The following is a 21,260-nucleotide window of genomic DNA, read 5'->3' on the forward strand; positions in this document are numbered from 1 at the left end:
CCATGAATTCAGTAGATATTAAGGGTTTAACCGTTGCGTATCATAGAAAACCGGTTTTGATGGACGTAGAGTTTTCTGTTCCAAAAGGGAGATTAATCGGAATTGTCGGCCCTAACGGTGCAGGGAAATCCACATTAATTAAAGCCATTCTGGGTTTGATTCCCCGTTCGTCCGGTGATATCAAAATCTTCGGAAAAGCGTATTCCCCTAAAAGCAAATTAGTTGGGTACGTCCCTCAGCGAGGATCTGTAGATTGGGATTTCCCTACAAATGCATTGGATGTTGTATTAATGGGGAGATATGGTCATTTAGGATGGTTTAAGAGACCATCAAAGAAAGATGTACAATTTGCCATGGAGTGTCTCGATAAAGTAGGGATGACTCAATTTGCTTCAAGACAAATAAGTCAGCTATCAGGGGGTCAACAGCAAAGGGTTTTCCTTGCAAGGGCACTGGCTCAGGAAGCGGAAGTTTATTTCATGGATGAACCATTTGTTGGTGTGGACGCTGCAACGGAAAAAGCGATCATATCCTTATTGAACGAATTAAAGGAACAAGGCAAGACCGTGTTGGTTGTTCATCATGACCTGCAAACTGTTACAGAGTATTTTGATTGGACGCTGTTACTGAATAGAAAAACGATCGCTTATGGTCCAACGAAAGATGTGTTTAGCGTAGAGAATTTACAACTAACCTATGGAGGGAAATTATCTTTCCTGGAAAAGGATAAAATGTTACTTCATCCATAGAAAGAGGTGAATAAGATGAATCATTTATGGCAATCGATTTTAACGGACGGAAATACACAATGGGTATTATTGAGTACCTTATTACTGGGGATTGCGAGCGGAGTTTTAGGAAGCTTTGCTTTACTAAGGAAACAAAGCTTAATAGGGGATGCGGTCGCCCATGCAGCATTGCCGGGGATCTGTTTTGCATTTATGTTCATGGGTGAGAAAAATTTCTTTGTACTATTGATTGGTGCTGCCGCTACGGGGCTCCTTGCTGCATACACGATACAACTCATTACGAACACAACGAGAATAAAAGAAGACACGGCCATTTGTTTAGTATTGTCTGTATTCTTTGGTTTAGGCATTGTCCTTTTAACAAAAGTCGCTCAAATGCCTACTGGTAACCAAAGCGGTTTGGATGATTTCATCTTTGGGCAGGCAGCCTCCCTGGTGGGCAGAGATGTTCAGCTTATGGGTTTAACGGCAGCGGCATTAATAATTATTACGTCACTTTTATTCAAAGAATTTAAGGTGAGTACCTTTGATCCTCAATTCGCGAGGGGAATCGGGCTTCCTGTAGGATTTTTGAATTTTCTTTTTGTTTCCTTGTTAGTCATTACGGTTGTCATCGGTATTCAAGCAGTAGGTGTCATCCTGATGGCGGCTATGCTGATCACTCCTGCCATATCAGCAAGATACTGGACGGACTCATTGCGGACTATGGTCTTTATTTCAGGAATTGTCGGAGGCTTATCAGGAGTAGTGGGAACGCTGATCAGTACCCTTGGTAAAGGATTATCTACCGGCCCCTTCATTGTATTGACGGCCACAGTTATTTTTATCGTATCCATGCTGTTCTCTCCGAAGCGCGGATTAATCTCGGTTACATTGAAAAGATTGAAAAATGATGATCGACTGGCAATGCGCTTTATTTTGAAAAAGATGTATGAATCAGGTAAAGAAACGATACGTTTAGATCAATTATTTCAACAAAGCAATATTTCTAAATTAAGATTTAACCGGGTTTTGAAGCATCTAATGAAAAAAGGTTATCTGGGTCAAGAGGATGGAATATTGACGATTACTAAATCAGGGCTAATGAAAGCGGAGCAATTCAGCTTTGTTGATGAAATAATGGAACTGAAAGAAATGTACCCGAGTGAGTTGGGGTCACTCGACATTCATTGGATTGAAAAGGAAGAAAAAGAGACGTTATCTAAAGAGCAACTCACAAAGCTGCAAATGAAAATGTCCGATATATATATGCAATATCCTTTCTTAAACGTAAAAATGTCAAGTAGAAGAGGGGGGCAAGGGTATGAGTTATGAATTATGGATTCTTCTGACTGGTAGTTTAGTAGGTTTATCCTGTGGCATCGTAGGATGTTTCTTAATTCTGAGAAAGATGTCGATGTTAGCAGATGCAATCAGTCATACCGTGCTCCTCGGATTGGTTATGGCATTCATTGTCAGCCAAAGCATGAATGGATTTTATATGTTGATCGGTGCAGCAGTGGCTGGATTGTTGACTACCTTTATGGTTCAGTTATTGAATTCCAGCGGGATCCAGGAAGATGCTGCAATAGGTGTAGTGTTTACTTCCCTGTTTGCTGTAGGGGTCATCCTCATTTCATTGTTTGCTAAGAATGTTCATTTGGATGTGGAGCATGCCTTAATGGGCGAAATTGCATTCGTCCCTTGGAATACCTTGTCATTGCCGATACTTGGGGACATTCCTAAATCAGTTGTGATGCTGGGATCTGTATTGATATTGGATATCCTTATCATCTTCCTTCTGTTCAAAGAGTTTAAATTAACCTCTTTTGATCCAAGTATGGCAGCGGCAATCGGTATCCCGGTACTCGCGGTTCATTATATCTTAATGGGTCTGGTATCCGTTACGACTGTATCCGCATTTGATAGCGTTGGTGCGATTCTCGTGGTAGCGATGCTCATTGCCCCTGGTGCTACAGCATATTTACTTACGGACCGATATAAAGTGATGCTTCTATTAAGCGGGGTCATTGGCGTCTTTGACAGCATCATCGGATATTACGGGGCAAAGATGTTCGATGTGTCCATTTCCGGTGCAATGGCAGTGGCCGCAGGACTTGTGTTCTTCATCGTATGGATGTTATCACCGAAATACGGGTTGATATCCAGGTTCTTAAATCAGCGATTGACAGAGGAGTAATTTAAAGTGCTTGGGTTGTATTCATTCTGTAGTTATAGTAAACTTTTAATGATATTTATGGAAATTTGGAGGGTACAGAATGCCTACACCAAGTATGGAAGATTATATAGAACAGATTTATATGTTAATTGAGAACAAAGGTTATGCCAGAGTATCAGATATAGCAGAAGCTTTATCTGTTCACCCCTCCTCAGTTACCAAAATGGTGCAGAAGTTAGATAAGGACGATTATCTCATTTACGAGAAATATCGCGGGCTTGTTCTGACTCCAAAAGGAAACAAAGTAGGAAAGCGTTTAGTATATAGACATGAACTGTTAGAACAATTCCTTCGTGTAATTGGAGTGAAAGAAGAGCATATTTATGAAGACGTGGAAGGAATCGAACACCACCTAAGCTGGGATTCCATTGATCGTATTGGAGATCTCGTCCAATTTTTCGATGAAGAGAAGGACCGGGTAGAAGAACTTCGAACCATTCAAAATCGTAGTGAATAAAAAATCATGATTACTGGAACAAAGACAAGAGGACTTCATGCACATGGCATGAAAGTCCTTTTTGTTGTATTTACGTACTGTTTTATTCTCAGTGCACGTGTAAGGAAAAGGTTCCCGATCAAAAAATGGAAGGATAGTCATTGAAGCTTCCGTCATCAACGGACATACTTGATATTTCTGTTTCTCCCCATTCATTCTCATTCAAGGTCACTCCTTGAAGTAATCCCTCAGAAGCTTCCAATACAGCTTTTCGATAGGAGATTATACGGCCAGAAGAAGTTTGGAAACTGATAATGTCTCCATGGTAGTTCCGTTGAACTTTAGAAATCTCTTCCATACAACATCACCTTTCTTGTTCTGATTATAGAAATAGTATGGACAAAAAGGTTGGAAAACATAATCGACTTGGCAATCCGCCTTATAAGTTTACATAATATTATTATTTATTCAACGTTCTCCAAGTCTTCACTCTTGGAAAGAAGGATTTTTGCTGATGGAATGAGAATATAGAACTAAAGAGAAAAATTATTGAGGTGTACATATGAAGAATTCAGAATGGCATACAAGTGCGAAAACCCGCTGGGAAGACAATGCAGATCACTGGCACGAACGAAGTGTTGAAATGTGGACGAGTGGAAGCAGGAAAGCGATCATCCCATTCTTTACTAAATATATTGATAATGGGAACCGTGTAGCTGATTTAGGATGTGGTGACGGGTATGGTTCCTACTTGTTGTATAAGAAGGGGTATGCAGTCACAGGGATGGACTTCTCTGAGAAAATGGTTGAAATAGCAAAGAAGCAAGAGAAGGACCAACTATCATTTCTCCAGGGTGATTTGCGATCCCTTCCATTTCAAGATGAACAATTTCATGCCGTCATGGCGATAAATTCAGTTGAATGGACTGAAAATCCCTTACATACTCTAAACGAAATCGAACGGGTTGTGACTCCGAATGGGTACATATGTATTGGTTTATTAGGTCCCACTGCTCACCCCAGAGATAATGCCTTTCCACGTCTTCATGGAAAGGAAGTTATATGTAATACGATGATGCCCTGGGAATTAGAGAAACTGGCTAGTGAAAAAGGGTGGAAGAAGGTCGATGAAGACTGGGTCTACAAAAAGGGTGTGAAGCCGTCCTTAACAGAGAATCTCACAAATGAATTAAAACAGGCTTTAACCTTTATGACCCTGTTTATGTTCCAAAAATAAAAAAACATGATCGATTCTCTAATGTGAGGACCGATCATGTTTTTATTAGGAAAGACAATAATGATCGAGATATAAATTCAAAAGGGATAAGGTTGATTTATAGTGTAAAATAAAGAAATACTATAGTTACAGTGTACAAATTGTTTGAAAGTAAAGTTTAGGGAAATGCATGCTATTTTGTAAAAGATTAAATGAAATAAAAGTACATGCTGCTTAACTGTAAATATGAAACTAGAAGGTGAGTTCAAGTGACGACAACGAAGAAAAAAGTGAAATCAGATATTGAAATTGCTCAACAATCTACTATGCAACCGATCCTGGACATTGCGAAAAAAATCGGTCTCACAGAAAATGATTTAGAGCTTTATGGTAAATACAAAGGGAAATTATCCTATGAAGCGATACATAAACTCAAGGACCATGCCAATGGGAAATTAATCCTTGTAACCTCGATTAACCCGACTCCGGCAGGCGAGGGGAAATCAACGGTTACGGTTGGACTCGGGGATGCGTTAAATCAGTTAGATAAAAACACCATCATTGCCATGAGGGAACCATCACTTGGTCCAACGATGGGAATAAAAGGCGGAGCAACAGGAGGAGGGTATTCACAAGTCCTGCCCATGGAGGATATCAACCTTCATTTCACAGGTGATATCCACGCGATCTCGACTGCCAACAACGCTTTAGCCGCATTGGTAGATAATCATATCCATCAGGGAAATGAATTGAATATTGATCAAAGAAGGATTGTATGGAAACGGGCTCTGGACATGAATGACCGTGCCCTTAGACAAATCATCGTTGGTTTAGGTGGACCCCTACAAGGTGTTCCCCGTGAAGACGGATTTGATATTACAGTGGCGTCTGAGATTATGGCGGTTCTTTGTTTATCTCAAAATCTTGAGGAATTAAGAAGAAGGCTTGGAAGAATGGTTGTCGCATACAATTTTTCAAAACAACCGGTGACCGTCGAAGATTTAGGAGCTGAAGGTGCACTAACATTATTGTTAAAGGATGCCTTAAAACCTAATCTTGTTCAAACGATCGAACATTCTCCCGCCCTTATTCATGGCGGTCCATTCGCAAACATCGCCCATGGGTGTAATAGTGTCATGGCGACCAAAACAGCCCTTAAGCTGGCTGATTATGTTGTGACGGAATCTGGATTTGGTGCTGATTTAGGAGCCGAGAAGTTTCTGAATATCAAATCTCGAGCTGCAGACTTAGCCCCGGATGCCATCGTGCTTGTAGCCACCATCCGTGCTCTGAAAATGCATGGAGGTCAAGAAAAAAGTGATCTGCAAGCTGAAAACCTTCAGTCTCTGCAAAAAGGATTATCTAATCTGAAGAAGCACATGGAAACATTAGATCATTTCAACGTACCTTATGTGATTGCCGTTAATCGATTTGTGACGGATAGTGATGACGAAATCCAGACCCTTATCAAGTGGTGCGAAAATTTGGGAGTGCAAGTTTCACTAACCGATGTATGGGCTAAAGGTGGAGAGGGTGGAAGAGACTTAGCTGAAAAGGTGTTGCATGAGATCGAAGGGAACACGAAAGAATTTTCTCGCCTATATGAACTTTCTGATTCACTCCAATCTAAAATTGAAACGATTGCGAAAAAGGTTTACGGCGCGAAAGAAGTAGATTACACGGTGAAAGCACGGAAGCAGCTCCAGCAATTTGAAGATCAAGGATGGGGGATCCTGCCGGTTTGTATGGCTAAGACCCAATATTCCTTATCCGATGATCCATCTAAACTCGGGCGGCCTGAAGGTTTTACGATTACAATCCGAGAGCTTAAGCCGAAGATCGGAGCAGGATTTATTGTTGCATTAACAGGAGAAGTCATGACCATGCCTGGCCTGCCAAAAAATCCGGCAGCATTCGGAATGAATGTGGATGATGACGGCAGGGCTGTAGGGTTATTTTAGTCATTGAGGTTTGAAAGGAGAGGAGAAAATGTTTGATCCAACAGCCTTTGATAACTTAAAGGTAGTCTTTGAAGGAGCTGTCTATGATCTTGATTTGACAGGGGAAATCCAAATCCTTGACCGGAAGGATTTATTTGACTTTGCCCACTATGAACGTTGTTATCAAATTCACTATTCTTTACCTTACAAGAAATCCATTTCGATTGAATTTCATTTAAAAGCTGATATGGGTCATTTTCTGGCAGAGAGAAAGATGATGACAGAAAAGAATACGGCAGGAGCTGATATCCTCATCGTCTATAAGGGAGATGAGAAGTTGCACCATTGCCGGTCGTTTCTTGAAGAAACATGGAATAAGGATAAAAATTGGGAATGGAAAGAAGTTATATCTTCTCTTCAACCGACTGCTTACGAGGGGGTACTGACTTTTAATAGAGTCATTACAGAAGAAATGGTGGATGATGTTCTTCAAATGATTTCATTTTCGGTTGATACTTTACAACAGCTTGATCGAATAGACTTCTAGTACTAAAAAGAGTTCATCACTATATAGAAAAAGGGGATTTTACAATGAGAATAGCCTGGGTAACAGATAGCACAGCATTTGTACCAATTCATTCAAGTAGTAAAGAAAATCACATCTATATCGTTCCAATGAATATACTTTTTGGGGAACGGGAGTATCAAGACGGTGTAGACTTATCTCCGGAAGAATTGTTCTTGAAATTAAAGGTGGAAAAAGTAGAGGTGAAAACCTCACAACCTTCAATCGGGACGTTTAAAGCGTTGTATGAAGAATTATCCAAGGACTATGATTATATCTTTTCGATTCATGTTTCTTCTCATTTTAGCGGCACATATTCATCTGCCCATCAAGCTGCAGAGCTGTTAAAGGATACACTACCGAACATTATCTGTATAGATTCGAAGGTCATTTCCAATCCGTTGACAGAATTGATCCTGTTCGGTCAACGATTGTTGCATGAAGGGAAAGACCCACTTCAAATTAAAGTAGCCATTGAAGAAAGAATCGCTTCTTGTGAAACCTATGTAATGGTGGGCAGCTTAGAGCAACTACATAAAAGTGGACGAATGAGCGGGCTTTCGTTCTTCCTTGGAAGTGTTCTTAATGTAAAACCTATGCTTGCAATAGAGAATGGAAAACTTGAAGTGAAGGACAAGGTAAGAAGTATTAAAAAAGGATTGACGAGCATGAGCGATCGCTTAGATCAAGCTCTATCTGTGAAAAAAATAAAGAAAGTATCCGTATTACACGGGTTAAACCGGGAAGATGCCTTAGAATGGATTGAACAATTGAAAAAAACGTACCCGGAGATAGAATTCGGGGCCTATCCTTTGGGGGCTGTAATTGGAGTGCATGCCGGCGCTAATACGATCGGAATAAGCTGGTTTGGAGATAACGAAGAGAATTAGTAAAGAAAGGAGGGATGTGTAGAATCATACATCCACTCCTTTTTATTCTGATTAGAGGATTTTATTTGGTACAATAGAGGAGAAGATGACCATGGAGCGGAAAAAGCTGGACGGTATAATCGACTATTTAAAACGTGAGTACCTGGGTGAGTCTACAGGACATGATTGGTATCATTTAGATCGTGTACGAAAACAGGCACTTATCATTGCCAGGGAAGAAAATGTACCCCATACATATATCATCGAGCTGGCTGCATTGCTTCATGATGTACCGGATGATAAGTTCGTGGAAGAAAAAGAGGGGAAGAGAAGGCTGGATCACATCCTATCCACCATCTCACTTACGGAAACTGAAACGAAGTTACTAAAATCGATTATTTATTCCATATCTTATAAGGGTGGTCACGAAGCAGTGTTAACATCGTTAGAAGCGAAAATCGTGCGCGATGCCGATCGTCTTGACGCCATTGGTGCCATCGGGATCGCAAGAACGTTTGCATATGGAGGAAAGAAAGGTCGACCGCTGTATAACCCTGAATTTCAAGTAAGGACGGAGATGACCCTTGAGGAGTACAGAAATGGGGATAGTTCCAGTATCCATCATTTTCATGAAAAGTTATTGAAGCTGAAAGACTTAATGTGTACGGAAACGGGAAGAAAACTGGCAGAGCAACGTCATGCTTTCATGCTGCGGTTTTTAGAGCAATTTAATAAAGAATGGACTGGTCAAGAATGAGAATGTTAACAGCTGAGAATCTTTCTAAAACGTATGGAGAGAAAACTCTGTTTAAAGATATATCGTTTTCGATAACTGAGAAAGAAAGAGTCGGACTGATCGGGGTGAATGGAACGGGTAAATCAAGCCTGTTGAAACTCATTGCCGGAATGGAAGAATACGATACCGGAGAGCTTTCGAAGCCTGGCGATTATCATATTGCCTACCTTCAACAAGAGCCTGCTTTTGATAAGAATTTAACCGTAATACAACAAGTGTTTCGTGGTGAAGCAAAAATCATTCAGGCTATGCGGAATTATGAAATGGCCCTTATGGAAATGGAGAACAACTCAGAAAATCCTCGAATTCAAGAAGATTTATTTGAAGCTCAAAAGCAAATGGATATCCTTCACGCCTGGGACGCAAGTGCAAATGCGAAATCCATTTTAACAAAACTGGGAATTCACGACTTTTCCAAGAAAATGAGCGAGCTGTCAGGTGGGCAAAAAAAGAGAGTCGCGCTGGCAGGCGTCCTTATTGAAACACCGGACTTGTTAATCCTGGACGAACCGACCAACCATTTAGACTACCAATCCATTAAATGGTTGGAAGATTATTTGGGAAAGTATAATGGATCTGTGTTACTCGTAACCCATGACCGTTACTTCCTCGATAGGGTAACGAACAGAATCTTCGAATTGGATGGAGGAAACCTTCACTCCTACAAAGGAAATTATGCTTCATTCATTGAGGCGAAGGCTTCCAGGGAAGAAGTGGAACGCCAATTATCCGAAAAGCAGCAAAATCTTTATAGAAGAGAGCTTGCCTGGATGAGAAGGGGAGCAAAAGCCAGAACCACTAAACAAAAGGCTCGAATTCAACGATTCGATCATTTAGAGGATACGATGTCTTCAGGTCCCTCAGGCGGCCAGGTTGACATAGCAATAGGAGGAAACCGTCTGGGTAAACAAGTATTTGAGTTCAAGGATGCGTCAAAAATGTTTGAAGACACGCGAATTTTAGATGAGTTTTCTTTCCTCATTAAGCCTAAAGACCGAATCGGAATCGTAGGTAAAAACGGGAGCGGAAAATCAACATTTCTTAACCTCCTTGCCGGAACCGATGAGCTTACAAGTGGTGAATTACTCAAAGGCCAAACCGTAAAGGTCGCTTACTATACCCAGGGTCATGAAGAACTTGATGAGAATATGCGTATGATCGAATATATAAGAGAAGCAGGAGAATATATAACGACGGATAAAGGAGAGCAAATTTCTGTTACTTCCATGTTGGAAAGATTCCTATTTCCCATGAGTACGCATGGGACATTGATCCGAAAGCTTTCCGGTGGAGAAAAACGAAGACTCTTCTTGCTTAAGTTATTGATGTCAAAACCGAATGTCCTTTTGCTTGACGAGCCGACGAATGATTTAGACACTGAAACCCTCACCGTTCTGGAAGATTATATAAATGAATTTTCAGGTGTCGTCATAACCGTTTCCCATGACCGCTACTTTTTAGATAAAACAGCTGAGCAATTACTGGTCTTTAATGGAGGTGGACAAATCCACTTTTACTATGGGGAATATACTGAGTACCTGGAAAAGAACGAAGCTAAAAGTAAGAAGCAGGATCTGGTCAAGAAGCAAGAGTCTGCTCCCGTGAAAGAAGAGAAGGAAAAAAAGAAAAAGAGGCTTTCTTACATGGAAAAGAGGGAATGGGACGAAATTGAAGAAAAGATGGCCGACATCGAGAAGAGGATAGAAGAAGCAGATGCTGAGCTGCAAAAGGTCGGCAGTGATTTTGATAAAGCACAACTGTTAATGAACGAAAGTGAAAAACTCAACGAGCAATTGGAAGCCCTCATTGAGAGATGGACATACCTTTCCGAATTTGCTGAATAAGTCTCTTCATTTAAGGGATCATGGATACTGTGTTAGAATGAATGGTATAGGAACTGTTTATAGAAAGGGGAAATAAGCTTGAGGATAGTATCGATTGAACCTACTCCAAGTCCTAATACGATGAAAGTTCTTCTTGATCAAGAAATGAAAGCCGGGAAGAGCAATAATTATAAAAAAGATGAAGCGGATGGGGCTCCTCCCGTCATTAAAGATATCCTTGCCATTGACGGCATTAAAGGGGTCTATCATGTTGCCGACTTCTTAGCCGTTGAACGAAATGCGAAATTTGATTGGCAAGAGCTTTTGCCACAGGTTAGAAAAGCATTCGGTGAAGATACTCTGGACCAGGAAAGTGAATCTCCCATGGAAGAACATTTTGGTGAAGTGAATGTTAGCGTGCAGATGTTCAAGGGAATTCCGATGCAAGTAAAGGTGACAGACGGGGACCAAGAGAAGCGATTTTCCCTTCCTTCCCCATTCCTGGAAGCGATCGGTCAGGCTCAAAAAGATGGGGATAATGTCGTCCTTCTCAGAAAGTGGAAAGATTACGGTATCCGCTACGGTGACTTAGATGAGATTGGGAACAATGTGACGGAAGAACTAGTTGCAGCCTATCCTTCTGAGAGGCTGGAAGCACTTGTCGAAGAAGCACAGGAAACAACCGATTCCAAGGGACCTCTCATTTACAAGAAAAAGCAAAAGGTGAGTGTCGCGGACTTTGAAGCCCCGGACTGGCAAACAAGGTATCAGAAGCTGGATGCGATGGAGGATCCGACGTTAAATGATTTACCTCTCTTGGAGAAAGCCCTGGAGGACGAGAAAGTATCCATTCGCCGATTGGCTGTTGTCTATTTGGGAATGATTGAAGATGAAAAAGTCCTTCCTTTGCTGTACAAGGGTTTACGTGATAAGTCAGTCACAGTAAGGAGAACGGCGGGCGATTGCCTTTCGGACTTAGGTTTTGCAAAAGCCACTCCGGAAATGATTCAAGCCTTAAAGGATAAGAGTAAGCTTGTCAGATGGCGTGCTGCCATGTTCCTTTATGAAGTAGGGGATGAATCTGCATTGCCTGGCTTGCGGGAAGCGGAAAATGATCCTGAATTCGAAGTGAAGCTTCAAGTGAAAATGGCCATCGAACGAATAGAGGGTGGCGAAGAAGCAAAAGGATCTGTTTGGAAACAGATGACCGAAGCACGTCACCAATAAAAGTGGGAAAGGGTTGATGATAGATGTCAATGGCATACGAAGAGTATATGAGACAGTTAGTGACGCCGATGAGACAAGAACTTACACAAGCAGGCTTCAAAGAGTTGGATACAGAAGAAGAAGTAGTGAATTATATGGAACATGCAGATGGAACAACTCTGGTCGTTATTAACTCTGTATGTGGGTGTGCAGCGGGACTTGCAAGACCTGCAGCAACGCAATCCGTCATGAATAATGAAAAAACACCGGATCACCTCGTTACAGTCTTTGCTGGACAAGATAAAGAGGCTACAGCCAAAATGAGGGAGTACTTCGAAGGGTACGAACCTTCCTCCCCATCAATGGCTTTACTTAAAGGAAAAAAAGTCGTTCACTTCATCCCAAGGGAAGAAATTGAAGATCATGACATTTCATCGATTATTTCCAATTTATCCACAGCTTTTAACGAAAATTGCTAAAGACCAAAAAGAAACGGGTGACTCTGTCATCCGTTTCTTTTTATGGTAGGATAAATGTTAGAAAAAACGTACAAGCAAAATGGTACCATTAAAGGAGAATGTTCATCGTGTTTGTCACAACATGCGGGAGAGCGAACCAGGAAGTCATAGAAAAAGCATATAAAACAGCAGAGGTACTCGATATTCCCTATATCCCCAGAAAAAAGAGATCGATTTTACACCATATGAATCTGCACGAACAAGACTGTTTAGTGATTGGAAAAGAGAGATTAGAACTTCATACTAGGGAAGACAATAGCGAACCGTTCTTTTTCCACCCTAATTCCGCTTCCTTCCGAATCAAAAGAATCATTCGCGGAGAGACCGATCCACTCATAGAAGCTGCTGACCTTAAACAAGGCATGAGTTTCCTGGACTGTACGCTGGGTCTTGCTTCAGATAGTATTATCGCCAGCCATATCGTCGGCGAAAAGGGGAAAGTAGTCGGAATCGAAGCGAATAAGTATATCTCGCATATCCTTCATCACGGACTTCAGGACTGGGTATCTCCACTCCATGAACTGAATACCGCCATGAATCGAATAAGCGTCATCAACGGACATTTTCAGGAAGTATTAAAGAATATACCTGATGATGCATTTGATGTCGTTTACCTTGATCCCATGTTTGAAGAAGCCTTAACAGATTCTCATGGAATTAACCCGATCCGCCAATGGGCAAGCTATACAGGCTTAACAAAAGAAGGAATAGAAGAAGCAATAAGGGTGGCCAAAAAGCGGGTAGTATTAAAAGAACACTATCAATCCCCATTATTCGAAGAACTCGGATTTGACGTCATGAAAAGACCTTCAGCCAAATTTCACTTTGGAATCCTGCTTGTTTAAAAGTCCTCATAAATTAAACAAATAAAATAGACAGGCATCTTAAGCCTGTCTAATCATCTAAGTATTAATCAGTAAATCCTAGTACAACGAAATAACCTAATAGAAGTAAGTATCCGATATTGATCATAAGTCCTGTATCCATCTAGTTATCCTCCTTACAAAGTATCCTCTTTAATATACTACCACATAAATATTTTTATATCCTACAAAAAAATGAAACCTTTTTCACTTTTTATCCGTAAGAAATAGTATAATAATAGACGTAATACATAGGAAAGGACGTTATCTATGTCAATCTGGCTCAAAAAGTCGTTTTTTATCCTGCTATCCATTCTAACATTTGGACTTGTTTCCCCTTCACAAGCCTTTCTCAATGAACAAAATCACACTATGGCAAAAGGCAATGGAAAGCTTTCGTCGGTTGAATCTGTTCCAGAGGAAGTACTGGAAGAGGAGTCTTCCATTTCCCATGAGGATTTCATAGGGAATATGATGGTACAAGCAGAGAAAAACGCTTATGAAAAGTTCGGGACTAAGATCAAGCCTGTCATTGAAGACGAATTCAAGTCTTTGATCCTTCCTAAGATCGAAAAGGCGATAGCTGATACAGCTGTTCAATTTCCAGAAGAAGACTTAACGTCACTTACTATTTCAGAAGTGCCTCAATATGCAAAAACAGAAAAGATTTTTCATATTTATGACCAACGCTCTGGTGAAGATGTCATACGATTTCATGTAAGAAAAGATCATCCGCCGAAAGATGGATATTACTTCAACTTTCACTATCATACAGTGCATGATCAATTTCAAGCTCACCATGATTTAGGAAGCATATATTGGGATAAAAACACTCCACCACAATGGAGAAGTGTTTCGTAATCTCTATGATTATATAGAAATGAATGAAAGCAAGTACGTGGACAAGCGTGCTTGTTTTTTTTGGTTTCTAATAGGCAAGCCGCCTCCGCTTTAGTATCATCCAGCTCCGGCGGCTTGCCCCTCGAGGTCATAAGGCAAGCTTGCCCTAAAGGCAAAAACCGCCTTTTGTGCAAGCTTGCCTTATGCTTGTCGGGGCAGAACGAGCCGCCTCCGCTTTAGTGTCATCCAGCTCCGGCGGCTAGAGGCTCGAGGTCATAAGACAAAGATGCCATGAAGGCAAAAACCGCCTTCACAGCATCTTCGTCTTATGCTTGTCGCCTCTGACCAAGCCGCCTCCGCTTTAGTTATTGGAAACAATCTTTCCTAAAAACAACTCTATCATTATGTTAAAATAGTAATAACATCATGATACTTTCCTTAGAAGAAAGGAGGGACAATAATTGAAGCGTATATTCATCATCCTCACTATTTCGGTTACTCTGGTCATTCTGTGGACCAACTCAAAAGCCAACTACAGCGGAACCCTCTTAAAGCATTCTCCTCTTAAAGCACAATTGCAACTTCAATCCAGTAAACAGTTAGAAAATATGGTCCTGTTGCCACAAGCTGCTTATGATAAAACAGCTGCTATGGAAATGATTGAAAGATTAGATCATATTCCCACCTCACTCTTAGAGTCTACGAATTCACAGGAAATCAAAATAAGGCTGTTTGAAAAAAAATTAACCGATTTTTCTACGACAAGTCACTTGAAAGGAGTGACCCCAAGAGGGTACACTAATAAAAGTATTACATGGGATGACGTTCCTGGAATCGGTGGGTCGAAGCTTGTATTAGTGAAAATCGGTCATAGTGAGAAAGGAAAGGGTCATAATTCGTCAAATCTGGAATTACATGAACTCGCTCACAGTATTGATCGTTACGTCTTAACGGACCTTTATTACGAGCTGGAATTTTTGCCTCTTTGGAAGAGGGAAGCTCCACGGGTATTCCCGAATGAACCTTATTTTCTTCAATACAAAGAAGAATATTTTGCTGAAACATTTGCTATGTATTATTTAAACTCTGAAACTAGAAATCTTCTGAAGAAGAGAGCACCAGCAACATATCAATTCTTTAAAGAACTATAAACTTATAAAAGGTGTGGTCGTTGTGAAGCAATATCTAGACTTGTGCAAACATGTCCTTGAAAAAGGCACCAAGAAAGAAGATCGAACGGGTACAGGCACGATAAGTACGTTTGGTTATCAAATGCGTTTTGATCTAAAAGAAGGGTTTCCTCTACTTACAACGAAAAAGCTGCATGTGAAATCCATTGTCCATGAACTCCTTTGGTTTCTAAAAGGAGATACAAACGTTGAATATCTTCAAGAAAACGGTGTCCGGATTTGGAATGAATGGGCCGATGAAAATGGAGAGTTAGGCCCTGTATACGGTCACCAATGGAGATCATGGTCTGGGGCAAACGGGGAAACGATTGACCAAATAACGAACCTCATTGATACAATTAAAAACAATCCCGATTCCAGAAGAATGATTGTAAGTGCTTGGAATGTTGCGGATGTAGATCATATGGCTTTACCTCCTTGCCACTGCTTATTCCAGTTCTATGTAGCCGATGGCAAATTATCCTGTCAGCTGTACCAACGTTCCGCTGATGTATTCCTGGGTGTTCCTTTTAATATTGCATCATACGCTCTATTAACGATGATGGTAGCCCAGGTATGTGATCTGGAAGTAGGGGAGTTTGTCCATACTTTTGGTGACGTGCATATCTATCAGAATCACCTTGACCAAGTGAACTTACAGCTTTCCAGGGAGCCAAGATCATTACCAACATTATCTATCAATCCTGAAGTGAAGGATATTTTCGGATTTAAGTTTGAAGATTTCAACCTTGAAGAATATGATCCGCATCCACATATTAAAGGAGCTGTGAGTGTATGATCTCTTTTATATGGGCAATGGATCAGAATCGTTTGATCGGGAAAGACAATGGATTGCCATGGAGGCTTCCTGAAGACCTGAAATTTTTCAAGAAAACGACGGATGGACATGGAATCGTCATGGGAAGAAAAACGTTTGATTCCATCGGTAAGCCGTTACCTAAACGGGAAAATGTCATTCTTACAAGAAATACAAGCTTTCAACCGGAAGGCTGTCTTGTCCTGCATTCTGTGGAGGATATCCTGGAATGGGCGGATGGAAGAGACTCAGAAACCTTTATTATGGGCGGAAGAGAAGTGTACAAGCAGTTTATCCCTCATGTAGATAAGTTGTATGTAACAGAGATTCATCATGAATTTGAAGGCGACACGACCATGCCTTCCATCCCATGGGAGGATTTCACCTGTATCTCCTCCGTTAAAGGATTGAAGGATGAGAAAAACCCTTACGACTATGAATTTAAGGTTTATGTCCGTAAATAGATGAGAAGATAATAAAAGGGTACTGCCGGGATATTCCGTCAGTACCCTTTGTTTGGGGAAACATAATCTTACTTAAACGTAAAACAAAATACAGAAATACATAAAGCTGCTTCCTGCAAGGACGAAAAGATGCCAGATTGCGTGATTGTAAGGCAGTTTGTTCCACACATAGAAAATGGCTCCTATGGAATACATGATTCCACCTGCCAGCAATAGTCCGAATCCGGCACCGGTAAGACTTGCGTACAATGGTTTAATGGCAATGATCACGAGCCAGCCCATCACCAGGTAAAAGAGGGTGGAAACAACTTGAAAACGTTGAACAAAATAACATTTAAATACAATCCCTACAATGGCGAGTCCCCAGACAATTCCAAACAATGTCCAGCCGAGTGTGCCTCTCACACTGACTAGCATAAACGGTGTATACGTTCCCGCGATCAGGATATATATCGCCGAATGATCTAAAATGGCAAACAAATTCTTTACCTTCGAAGGCTTAAAGCTGTGTAGCAGGGTTGAAAATAAGTATAGAAGTATCATTGAAGCACCGAAGATAGAGAAGCTGACAACGTGCCAGGCAGAGCCTTCGTGAACGGCGAAAATGATTAACATCACTAAAGCGGGTATGCTCAAAATCAATCCGATTCCATGGGTAATGGCGTTCGCAACTTCTTCTTTCCAATTGGAAAAATCGAAATCATATGTCAAAAAAGTCTCATCCTTTCTATTATCCCCTCATTGAACGCTCAATGAGTCAATATTGTATATATTTATGATAATCCTCTTATCGTCATTGTGCAATCATTAACATAGTAAAGGGTTAAAGTGCGCCTTTTGGATTAGAAATTCTCCACATAATGATGTATATTCCTAAGTAAAGATAACAAATGAGGTGACAGCGGTGTGCGGTAGATTTTCCTTAACAACCCCTATAGAAGAATTAGTGAGACAATACTTAATTGATGAATTCCTTGAAGAGTGGCAGCCAAGATATAATATTGCTCCAACACAAAAAGTTTTGTCCCTTATTTCACATAAGGGCAAGCGCAGAGCGGGAGAGATAACGTGGGGCCTTGTTCCTCATTGGGCCAATGGGAAGAAGTGGAAACCTTTGATCAATGCCCGCAGTGAAACCTTATTGGAGAAACCGAGCTTCAATTCCCTTGTCCATTCGAAAAGAATCGTGATTTTTGCCGATGGATTTTATGAATGGAAGAAGGAGAAAGACCAAAAGGTACCTGTAAGATTTCAATTAAAAGAAGAAGAGCCATTTGTGTTTGCCGGATTGTGGGATCGCAATGGAGAGTTCACAACCTCCACGATCCTTACGACAGACGCCAATTCCATTGTACAACCAGTACATGAACGAATGCCTGTTATGCTCACGAGTCAGGAAGCGATTGAGAAATGGTTAAACACAGACGATTACTCTTTTGAAGAAGCTTCTTCCGTTTTAACGCCGCTTCAAAAAGACCAAATGAAAGGGTACCAGGTATCCGATATCGTCAATTCACCCAAACACGATTCCCCCGAATGTATTGTGCCTGTTTCATAACCGATTTAGAGAAAAAATATTCGTATTTTTGCACGATTAGACATTTTATGCGCTTTAATATGGGGTATAATAAGAGTATAAACGGGTGAAAAAGAGGATTGATACTTTGCTGACAAAAACCATTGAGTTCAAATCAAAGGATGGACGGAAGATCAAAATCTTAGAAGTTCCTGTCATGAAGGAAGATAGCCCGCTCTATCTAAGGGTAAACCTCAGGCTTCATCAATTCATTTCAAAGGTTGTCAAACAGAATGGGCCAAAGACCATGTACAGCTTTAGAGAACATTTAAAGAGAACGACAAAATGGTCAGAGTATGAAGAAATTTATCAATCAGAAGAGTTAAAGAATAATGCATAATTCTCTTGGGATCTGGTCTTTGAGCGTATCTTTACGTGGGACCAGTCCTTTTTATATGAATATTTCTACATGTATGAAACAATTATGGACGTTACACGTTCAAAATGTATATCAATTTAGACAATCGATTGTGGAAATCCTTCGTATCTATTTAATTCCTTGGCATTTAACGATATAATACTAATGATATGGGAGATAGGATGTGGCAAAATTGACCAAAATTAAGATTGTAACAGACTCAACAGTAGATTTATCAGATGATGTCGTAAAGGAACTGGATATTCATGTAGTTCCTCTATCCATTTCAATCGATGGAGAGACATACTTAGATAGAGTAGATCTTTCACCGCTTAGCTTTCTGGAAAAAATGAAAGCTTCTAAGGAATTACCAAAAAGTTCCCAGCCACCGGCAGGAACATTTGTTGAACTTTATGATGAATTAGGAAAAGATGGTTCGAAAGTTTTATCCATACATATGACAGGTGGAATGAGTGGTACAGTACGCTCAGCCGAGTCTGCTGCAGAAATGTCTTCTTCCGATGTGGCGGTTGTAGATTCACGCTTTATTTCTAAAGGACTGGCCTTTCAGGTAATGGAAGCTGCCAAGCTTGCCAAAGAAGGAAAACCATTGGAAGAAATTCTGAAAGCAGTTGAAACGATCCGTCAAAATACCAACTTGTTCGTCGTGGTAGATACACTTGAGAACCTTGCAAAAGGCGGCAGAATCGGAAAGGGACGTGCAATGATCGGTTCCTTACTAAATATTAAACCAATCGCTTCATTAGAAGGAGGCGAATACACTCCAGTTGCAAAGGTTCGAAGCCATTCACAGGTTGTAAAATACTTAACAACGCAATTTTTAGAAGATGTAAAAGGGAAGACAATTCGTGGTGTAGGGCTTGTTCATGCAGATGGTATGGAGCTCGCACAAAATCTTAAGGCTAAGATTATCGAGAAAACAGGTTACGACCAAATCGATATAGTTCCGACAACACCAATCATCAGTACGCACACTGGAATTGGTGCGATAGGATTTATGTATTACACGGATTGATCTAACCAAAGGCGAAAGGGAAATTTCCTTTCGCTTTTTTCTATTTTAAAAAACAGCAGAATCATCTGCTGTTTTTTAAAATTATGAAGGCATAGGCGTCGGGGTAGGCTTAGCGTAACCTTCATTATATTGTTCATCAATAAAGTTTCTAATTTGCTTGATGGATTCACCATTCTTGTACTTCACTATGGATTCCGCCGCAATCTCCAAACACACCTGACATCTGGTACCGTGATCATCCCATACCACTTTTTCCCCTTTTATTTCGTAAACAAAGCAATTAAGATTGCTCTCGTGCCCGGCAGAATCACCGCACCCGCAATAACAAGGGATATATTGTAACAGTTCAGGGTTTTTAGCAGCTGAAGAATAGATAAGCTTCATATTGTCGTCCTTATCATCGAGAAAAGAGGGAAGTGTATCAACGGAAGCCGTTTCCTCCCGAAGATCCCCATTGGCGGCTGTATGATCATGATGGGCTTCCTCCTCCTGATTGCTTGAACAACCCGCAAGAATACCTAATAAACTAAATACAACAGTGAAATATAATAAGAGATTTTTCTTCATACGTGCCCCTTTCCTATACGATTATATATGTATTGTACCACTTTTAAAAAAGCAGGTTCGTACCTTTTCTTGATGATTTTATGAATCTTATTGCGTCCTCATAACCATTGCCATCATATCATAGAAGTATAATAGGTAAGAAGTATGGTCTGACCTCTCCAATCGATATAAAAGATTCTTTCTTATTACATTGAAAACAAAAGAAAGGAAGTGACCGGACTTGGCTGATAAGAAAAAAGTATTGGTGATTTCAGACTTTGGGATCGATGATATTGTCGCAGTATTATATGCTTACTATAGTGATACGATTGAAATTGTAGGGATTGTTTCTGATTATGGAAATGTCTCTAAAGCGAGTGCATTGAAAAACGTCAAATATCTTCAAAGTATTACCGGAATCACCGATATACCTGTTATCGGGGGAGCGGTCTCTGCTTTAACGGGCATTCAACCAAAATTCTATCCAGATGTACACGGTATCGAAGGATTGGGACCGATAACCCTTGATGATATAGAACTCGACAACTCAGAAATAACCGAAAACTTTTATGAAATCAATGCGCTAATTGATAAGTATGCCGGTGAGTTATATATATACTCTGCTGGCCGATTGACTTCCTTGGCAACTGCCTTTGTGCTATACCCGGAAACAATGAAAAAGGTGAAAGAATTTTATGTGATGGGAGGTGCATTTCATGTACCGGGGAATGTGACCCCGACGGCAGAAGCAAATTTCTATGGCGATCCTTATGCTGCCAATATCTTGATTCAACTCGCCCCCAAACAAATTCATCTCATCCCCTTGGATGTTACCATGTATGCTCTTGTAACACCTGCTATGATTGATTCTCTCCATGAATTTTATGTAAATTCAAATGACAAAGTCGGGCAGATCATCAAACCGATGGTGGATTATTATTATGAGTTCTATAAGAAAACGTACCCAGATATTTCGGGAAGTCCCCTGCACGACTTATTGGCAATGTGGACTCTTGCGGATGGCGATAAGATGATGTTTGAAGAAGTTCCTATCCGGGTTGCCACCAATACAGGCTGGACTTTTGGTCAGAGCATAGGAGATTTCAGGCAATCAAAGGAAAAAGAAAATTGGAAGGTCCACAAGATCGCAAAGCAGTTCAACTATGGGCAGTTTATCACAGAGGTATTCCAGACATTGAAATCTGGTCCCAGCCGGTAGATTGACAAAGTCATATAAATTTACATGTTCTTAATG

At 40.6% G+C, this 21,260-nt stretch carries 24 protein-coding genes; 21 read left to right on the plus strand and 3 right to left on the minus strand.

Going from position 1 to position 21,260, the window contains the following annotated elements:
* Positions 1 to 2 precede the first annotated feature (2 nt).
* From ACIFOD_RS14175 to mntR, 4 genes are all read left to right on the plus strand, one after another.
* Complete coding sequence (locus ACIFOD_RS14175; RefSeq protein WP_430315172.1) at positions 3 to 749, plus strand: metal ABC transporter ATP-binding protein; 747 nt, start codon at positions 3 to 5, stop codon at positions 747 to 749.
* A gap of 15 nt (positions 750 to 764) precedes the next feature.
* Entirely contained in the window at positions 765 to 2,063 is a 1,299-nt protein-coding gene (locus ACIFOD_RS14180) for a metal ABC transporter permease (protein WP_430315173.1), read from the plus strand.
* Positions 2,053 to 2,928 carry a metal ABC transporter permease gene (locus ACIFOD_RS14185; RefSeq protein ID WP_397553944.1) on the plus strand — a complete coding sequence of 292 codons (876 nt, stop codon included), beginning with the start codon at positions 2,053 to 2,055 and terminating at the stop codon, positions 2,926 to 2,928. Before ACIFOD_RS14180 ends, ACIFOD_RS14185 begins: the two co-directional genes overlap by 11 nt.
* Positions 2,929 to 3,007: 79 nt before the next feature.
* The gene (mntR, locus tag ACIFOD_RS14190; RefSeq protein ID WP_113970769.1) at positions 3,008 to 3,424 is read left to right on the plus strand and encodes a transcriptional regulator MntR; all 417 of its coding nucleotides are present in this window, start codon (positions 3,008 to 3,010) and stop codon (positions 3,422 to 3,424) included.
* Positions 3,425 to 3,542: 118 nt separating this feature from the next.
* Here the strand turns inward: mntR and ACIFOD_RS14195 are convergent, their stop codons facing one another.
* Entirely contained in the window at positions 3,543 to 3,761 is a 219-nt protein-coding gene (locus ACIFOD_RS14195) for a DUF3892 domain-containing protein (protein ID WP_113970768.1), read from the minus strand.
* Positions 3,762 to 3,965: 204 nt separating this feature from the next.
* Here ACIFOD_RS14195 and ACIFOD_RS14200 point away from each other — a divergent pair, with 204 nt between their 5' ends.
* From ACIFOD_RS14200 to ACIFOD_RS14260, 13 genes are all read left to right on the plus strand, one after another.
* Positions 3,966 to 4,640: a class I SAM-dependent methyltransferase gene (locus tag ACIFOD_RS14200; RefSeq protein WP_430315174.1), complete on the plus strand. Its 675-nt coding sequence runs from the start codon at positions 3,966 to 3,968 to the stop codon at positions 4,638 to 4,640.
* A gap of 248 nt (positions 4,641 to 4,888) precedes the next feature.
* Positions 4,889 to 6,580, plus strand: coding sequence for a formate--tetrahydrofolate ligase (locus tag ACIFOD_RS14205; RefSeq protein WP_430315175.1), 1,692 nt, complete (start codon positions 4,889 to 4,891; stop codon positions 6,578 to 6,580).
* Between the two features lie 28 nt (positions 6,581 to 6,608).
* Positions 6,609 to 7,106, plus strand: coding sequence for a hypothetical protein (locus ACIFOD_RS14210; RefSeq protein WP_430315176.1), 498 nt, complete (start codon positions 6,609 to 6,611; stop codon positions 7,104 to 7,106).
* Positions 7,107 to 7,150: 44 nt separating this feature from the next.
* Complete coding sequence (locus ACIFOD_RS14215) at positions 7,151 to 8,014, plus strand: DegV family protein (protein WP_397553948.1); 864 nt, start codon at positions 7,151 to 7,153, stop codon at positions 8,012 to 8,014.
* A gap of 91 nt (positions 8,015 to 8,105) precedes the next feature.
* Entirely contained in the window at positions 8,106 to 8,750 is a 645-nt protein-coding gene (locus ACIFOD_RS14220; protein ID WP_430315177.1) for an HD domain-containing protein, read from the plus strand.
* Positions 8,747 to 10,633 carry an ABC-F family ATP-binding cassette domain-containing protein gene (locus tag ACIFOD_RS14225; protein WP_430315178.1) on the plus strand — a complete coding sequence of 629 codons (1,887 nt, stop codon included), beginning with the start codon at positions 8,747 to 8,749 and terminating at the stop codon, positions 10,631 to 10,633. Before ACIFOD_RS14220 ends, ACIFOD_RS14225 begins: the two co-directional genes overlap by 4 nt.
* 78 nt (positions 10,634 to 10,711) lie before the next feature.
* Complete coding sequence (locus tag ACIFOD_RS14230) at positions 10,712 to 11,839, plus strand: conserved virulence factor C family protein (RefSeq protein ID WP_430315179.1); 1,128 nt, start codon at positions 10,712 to 10,714, stop codon at positions 11,837 to 11,839.
* 23 nt (positions 11,840 to 11,862) lie between these two features.
* The gene (locus ACIFOD_RS14235) at positions 11,863 to 12,297 is read left to right on the plus strand and encodes a BrxA/BrxB family bacilliredoxin (protein ID WP_397553952.1); all 435 of its coding nucleotides are present in this window, start codon (positions 11,863 to 11,865) and stop codon (positions 12,295 to 12,297) included.
* A gap of 107 nt (positions 12,298 to 12,404) precedes the next feature.
* On the plus strand, positions 12,405 to 13,181 hold the full coding sequence (locus tag ACIFOD_RS14240) for a class I SAM-dependent methyltransferase (RefSeq protein WP_430315180.1): 777 nt from the start codon (positions 12,405 to 12,407) through the stop codon (positions 13,179 to 13,181).
* Positions 13,182 to 13,469: 288 nt separating this feature from the next.
* Positions 13,470 to 14,060 (plus strand): YpjP family protein, encoded by a 591-nt coding sequence (locus ACIFOD_RS14245; protein ID WP_430315181.1) that lies wholly within the window; start codon positions 13,470 to 13,472, stop codon positions 14,058 to 14,060.
* Between the two features lie 440 nt (positions 14,061 to 14,500).
* Positions 14,501 to 15,190, plus strand: coding sequence for an anthrax toxin lethal factor-related metalloendopeptidase (locus ACIFOD_RS14250; RefSeq protein WP_430315182.1), 690 nt, complete (start codon positions 14,501 to 14,503; stop codon positions 15,188 to 15,190).
* A 22-nt stretch (positions 15,191 to 15,212) separates the two neighbouring features.
* Positions 15,213 to 16,007 carry a thymidylate synthase gene (locus ACIFOD_RS14255; protein ID WP_113970757.1) on the plus strand — a complete coding sequence of 265 codons (795 nt, stop codon included), beginning with the start codon at positions 15,213 to 15,215 and terminating at the stop codon, positions 16,005 to 16,007.
* Positions 16,004 to 16,489: a dihydrofolate reductase gene (locus ACIFOD_RS14260; RefSeq protein ID WP_428974540.1), complete on the plus strand. Its 486-nt coding sequence runs from the start codon at positions 16,004 to 16,006 to the stop codon at positions 16,487 to 16,489. The genes ACIFOD_RS14255 and ACIFOD_RS14260 overlap by 4 nt, the downstream gene beginning before the upstream one ends.
* Positions 16,490 to 16,561: 72 nt before the next feature.
* On the opposite strand, the gene trhA is transcribed toward ACIFOD_RS14260, so the two are convergent.
* Positions 16,562 to 17,200, minus strand: a complete 639-nt coding sequence (trhA, locus tag ACIFOD_RS14265) for a PAQR family membrane homeostasis protein TrhA (protein WP_149156850.1) — start codon at positions 17,198 to 17,200, stop codon at positions 16,562 to 16,564.
* A gap of 193 nt (positions 17,201 to 17,393) precedes the next feature.
* On the opposite strand from trhA, the gene ACIFOD_RS14270 reads away from it, so the two are divergent.
* The 3 genes from ACIFOD_RS14270 (at position 17,394) to ACIFOD_RS14280 (ending at position 19,459) form a co-directional block, all read left to right on the plus strand.
* On the plus strand, positions 17,394 to 18,047 hold the full coding sequence (locus tag ACIFOD_RS14270) for an SOS response-associated peptidase (protein WP_430315183.1): 654 nt from the start codon (positions 17,394 to 17,396) through the stop codon (positions 18,045 to 18,047).
* An 85-nt stretch (positions 18,048 to 18,132) separates the two neighbouring features.
* Complete coding sequence (locus ACIFOD_RS14275) at positions 18,133 to 18,405, plus strand: DUF2535 family protein (RefSeq protein WP_397553957.1); 273 nt, start codon at positions 18,133 to 18,135, stop codon at positions 18,403 to 18,405.
* A gap of 211 nt (positions 18,406 to 18,616) precedes the next feature.
* A complete protein-coding gene (locus tag ACIFOD_RS14280; RefSeq protein ID WP_430315184.1) occupies positions 18,617 to 19,459 on the plus strand; it encodes a DegV family protein in 843 nt (280 codons plus the stop codon).
* A gap of 81 nt (positions 19,460 to 19,540) precedes the next feature.
* On the opposite strand, the gene ACIFOD_RS14285 is transcribed toward ACIFOD_RS14280, so the two are convergent.
* On the minus strand, positions 19,541 to 20,026 hold the full coding sequence (locus ACIFOD_RS14285; RefSeq protein ID WP_397553959.1) for a PCYCGC motif-containing (lipo)protein: 486 nt from the start codon (positions 20,024 to 20,026) through the stop codon (positions 19,541 to 19,543).
* Between the two features lie 220 nt (positions 20,027 to 20,246).
* On the opposite strand from ACIFOD_RS14285, the gene ACIFOD_RS14290 reads away from it, so the two are divergent.
* Entirely contained in the window at positions 20,247 to 21,224 is a 978-nt protein-coding gene (locus ACIFOD_RS14290) for a nucleoside hydrolase (RefSeq protein ID WP_397553960.1), read from the plus strand.
* Positions 21,225 to 21,260 lie beyond the last annotated feature (36 nt).

The sequence above is a fragment of the Rossellomorea sp. NRS-1567 genome, from assembly GCF_050467885.1.
Classification (GTDB): domain Bacteria; phylum Bacillota; class Bacilli; order Bacillales; family Bacillaceae_B; genus Rossellomorea; species Rossellomorea aquimaris_C.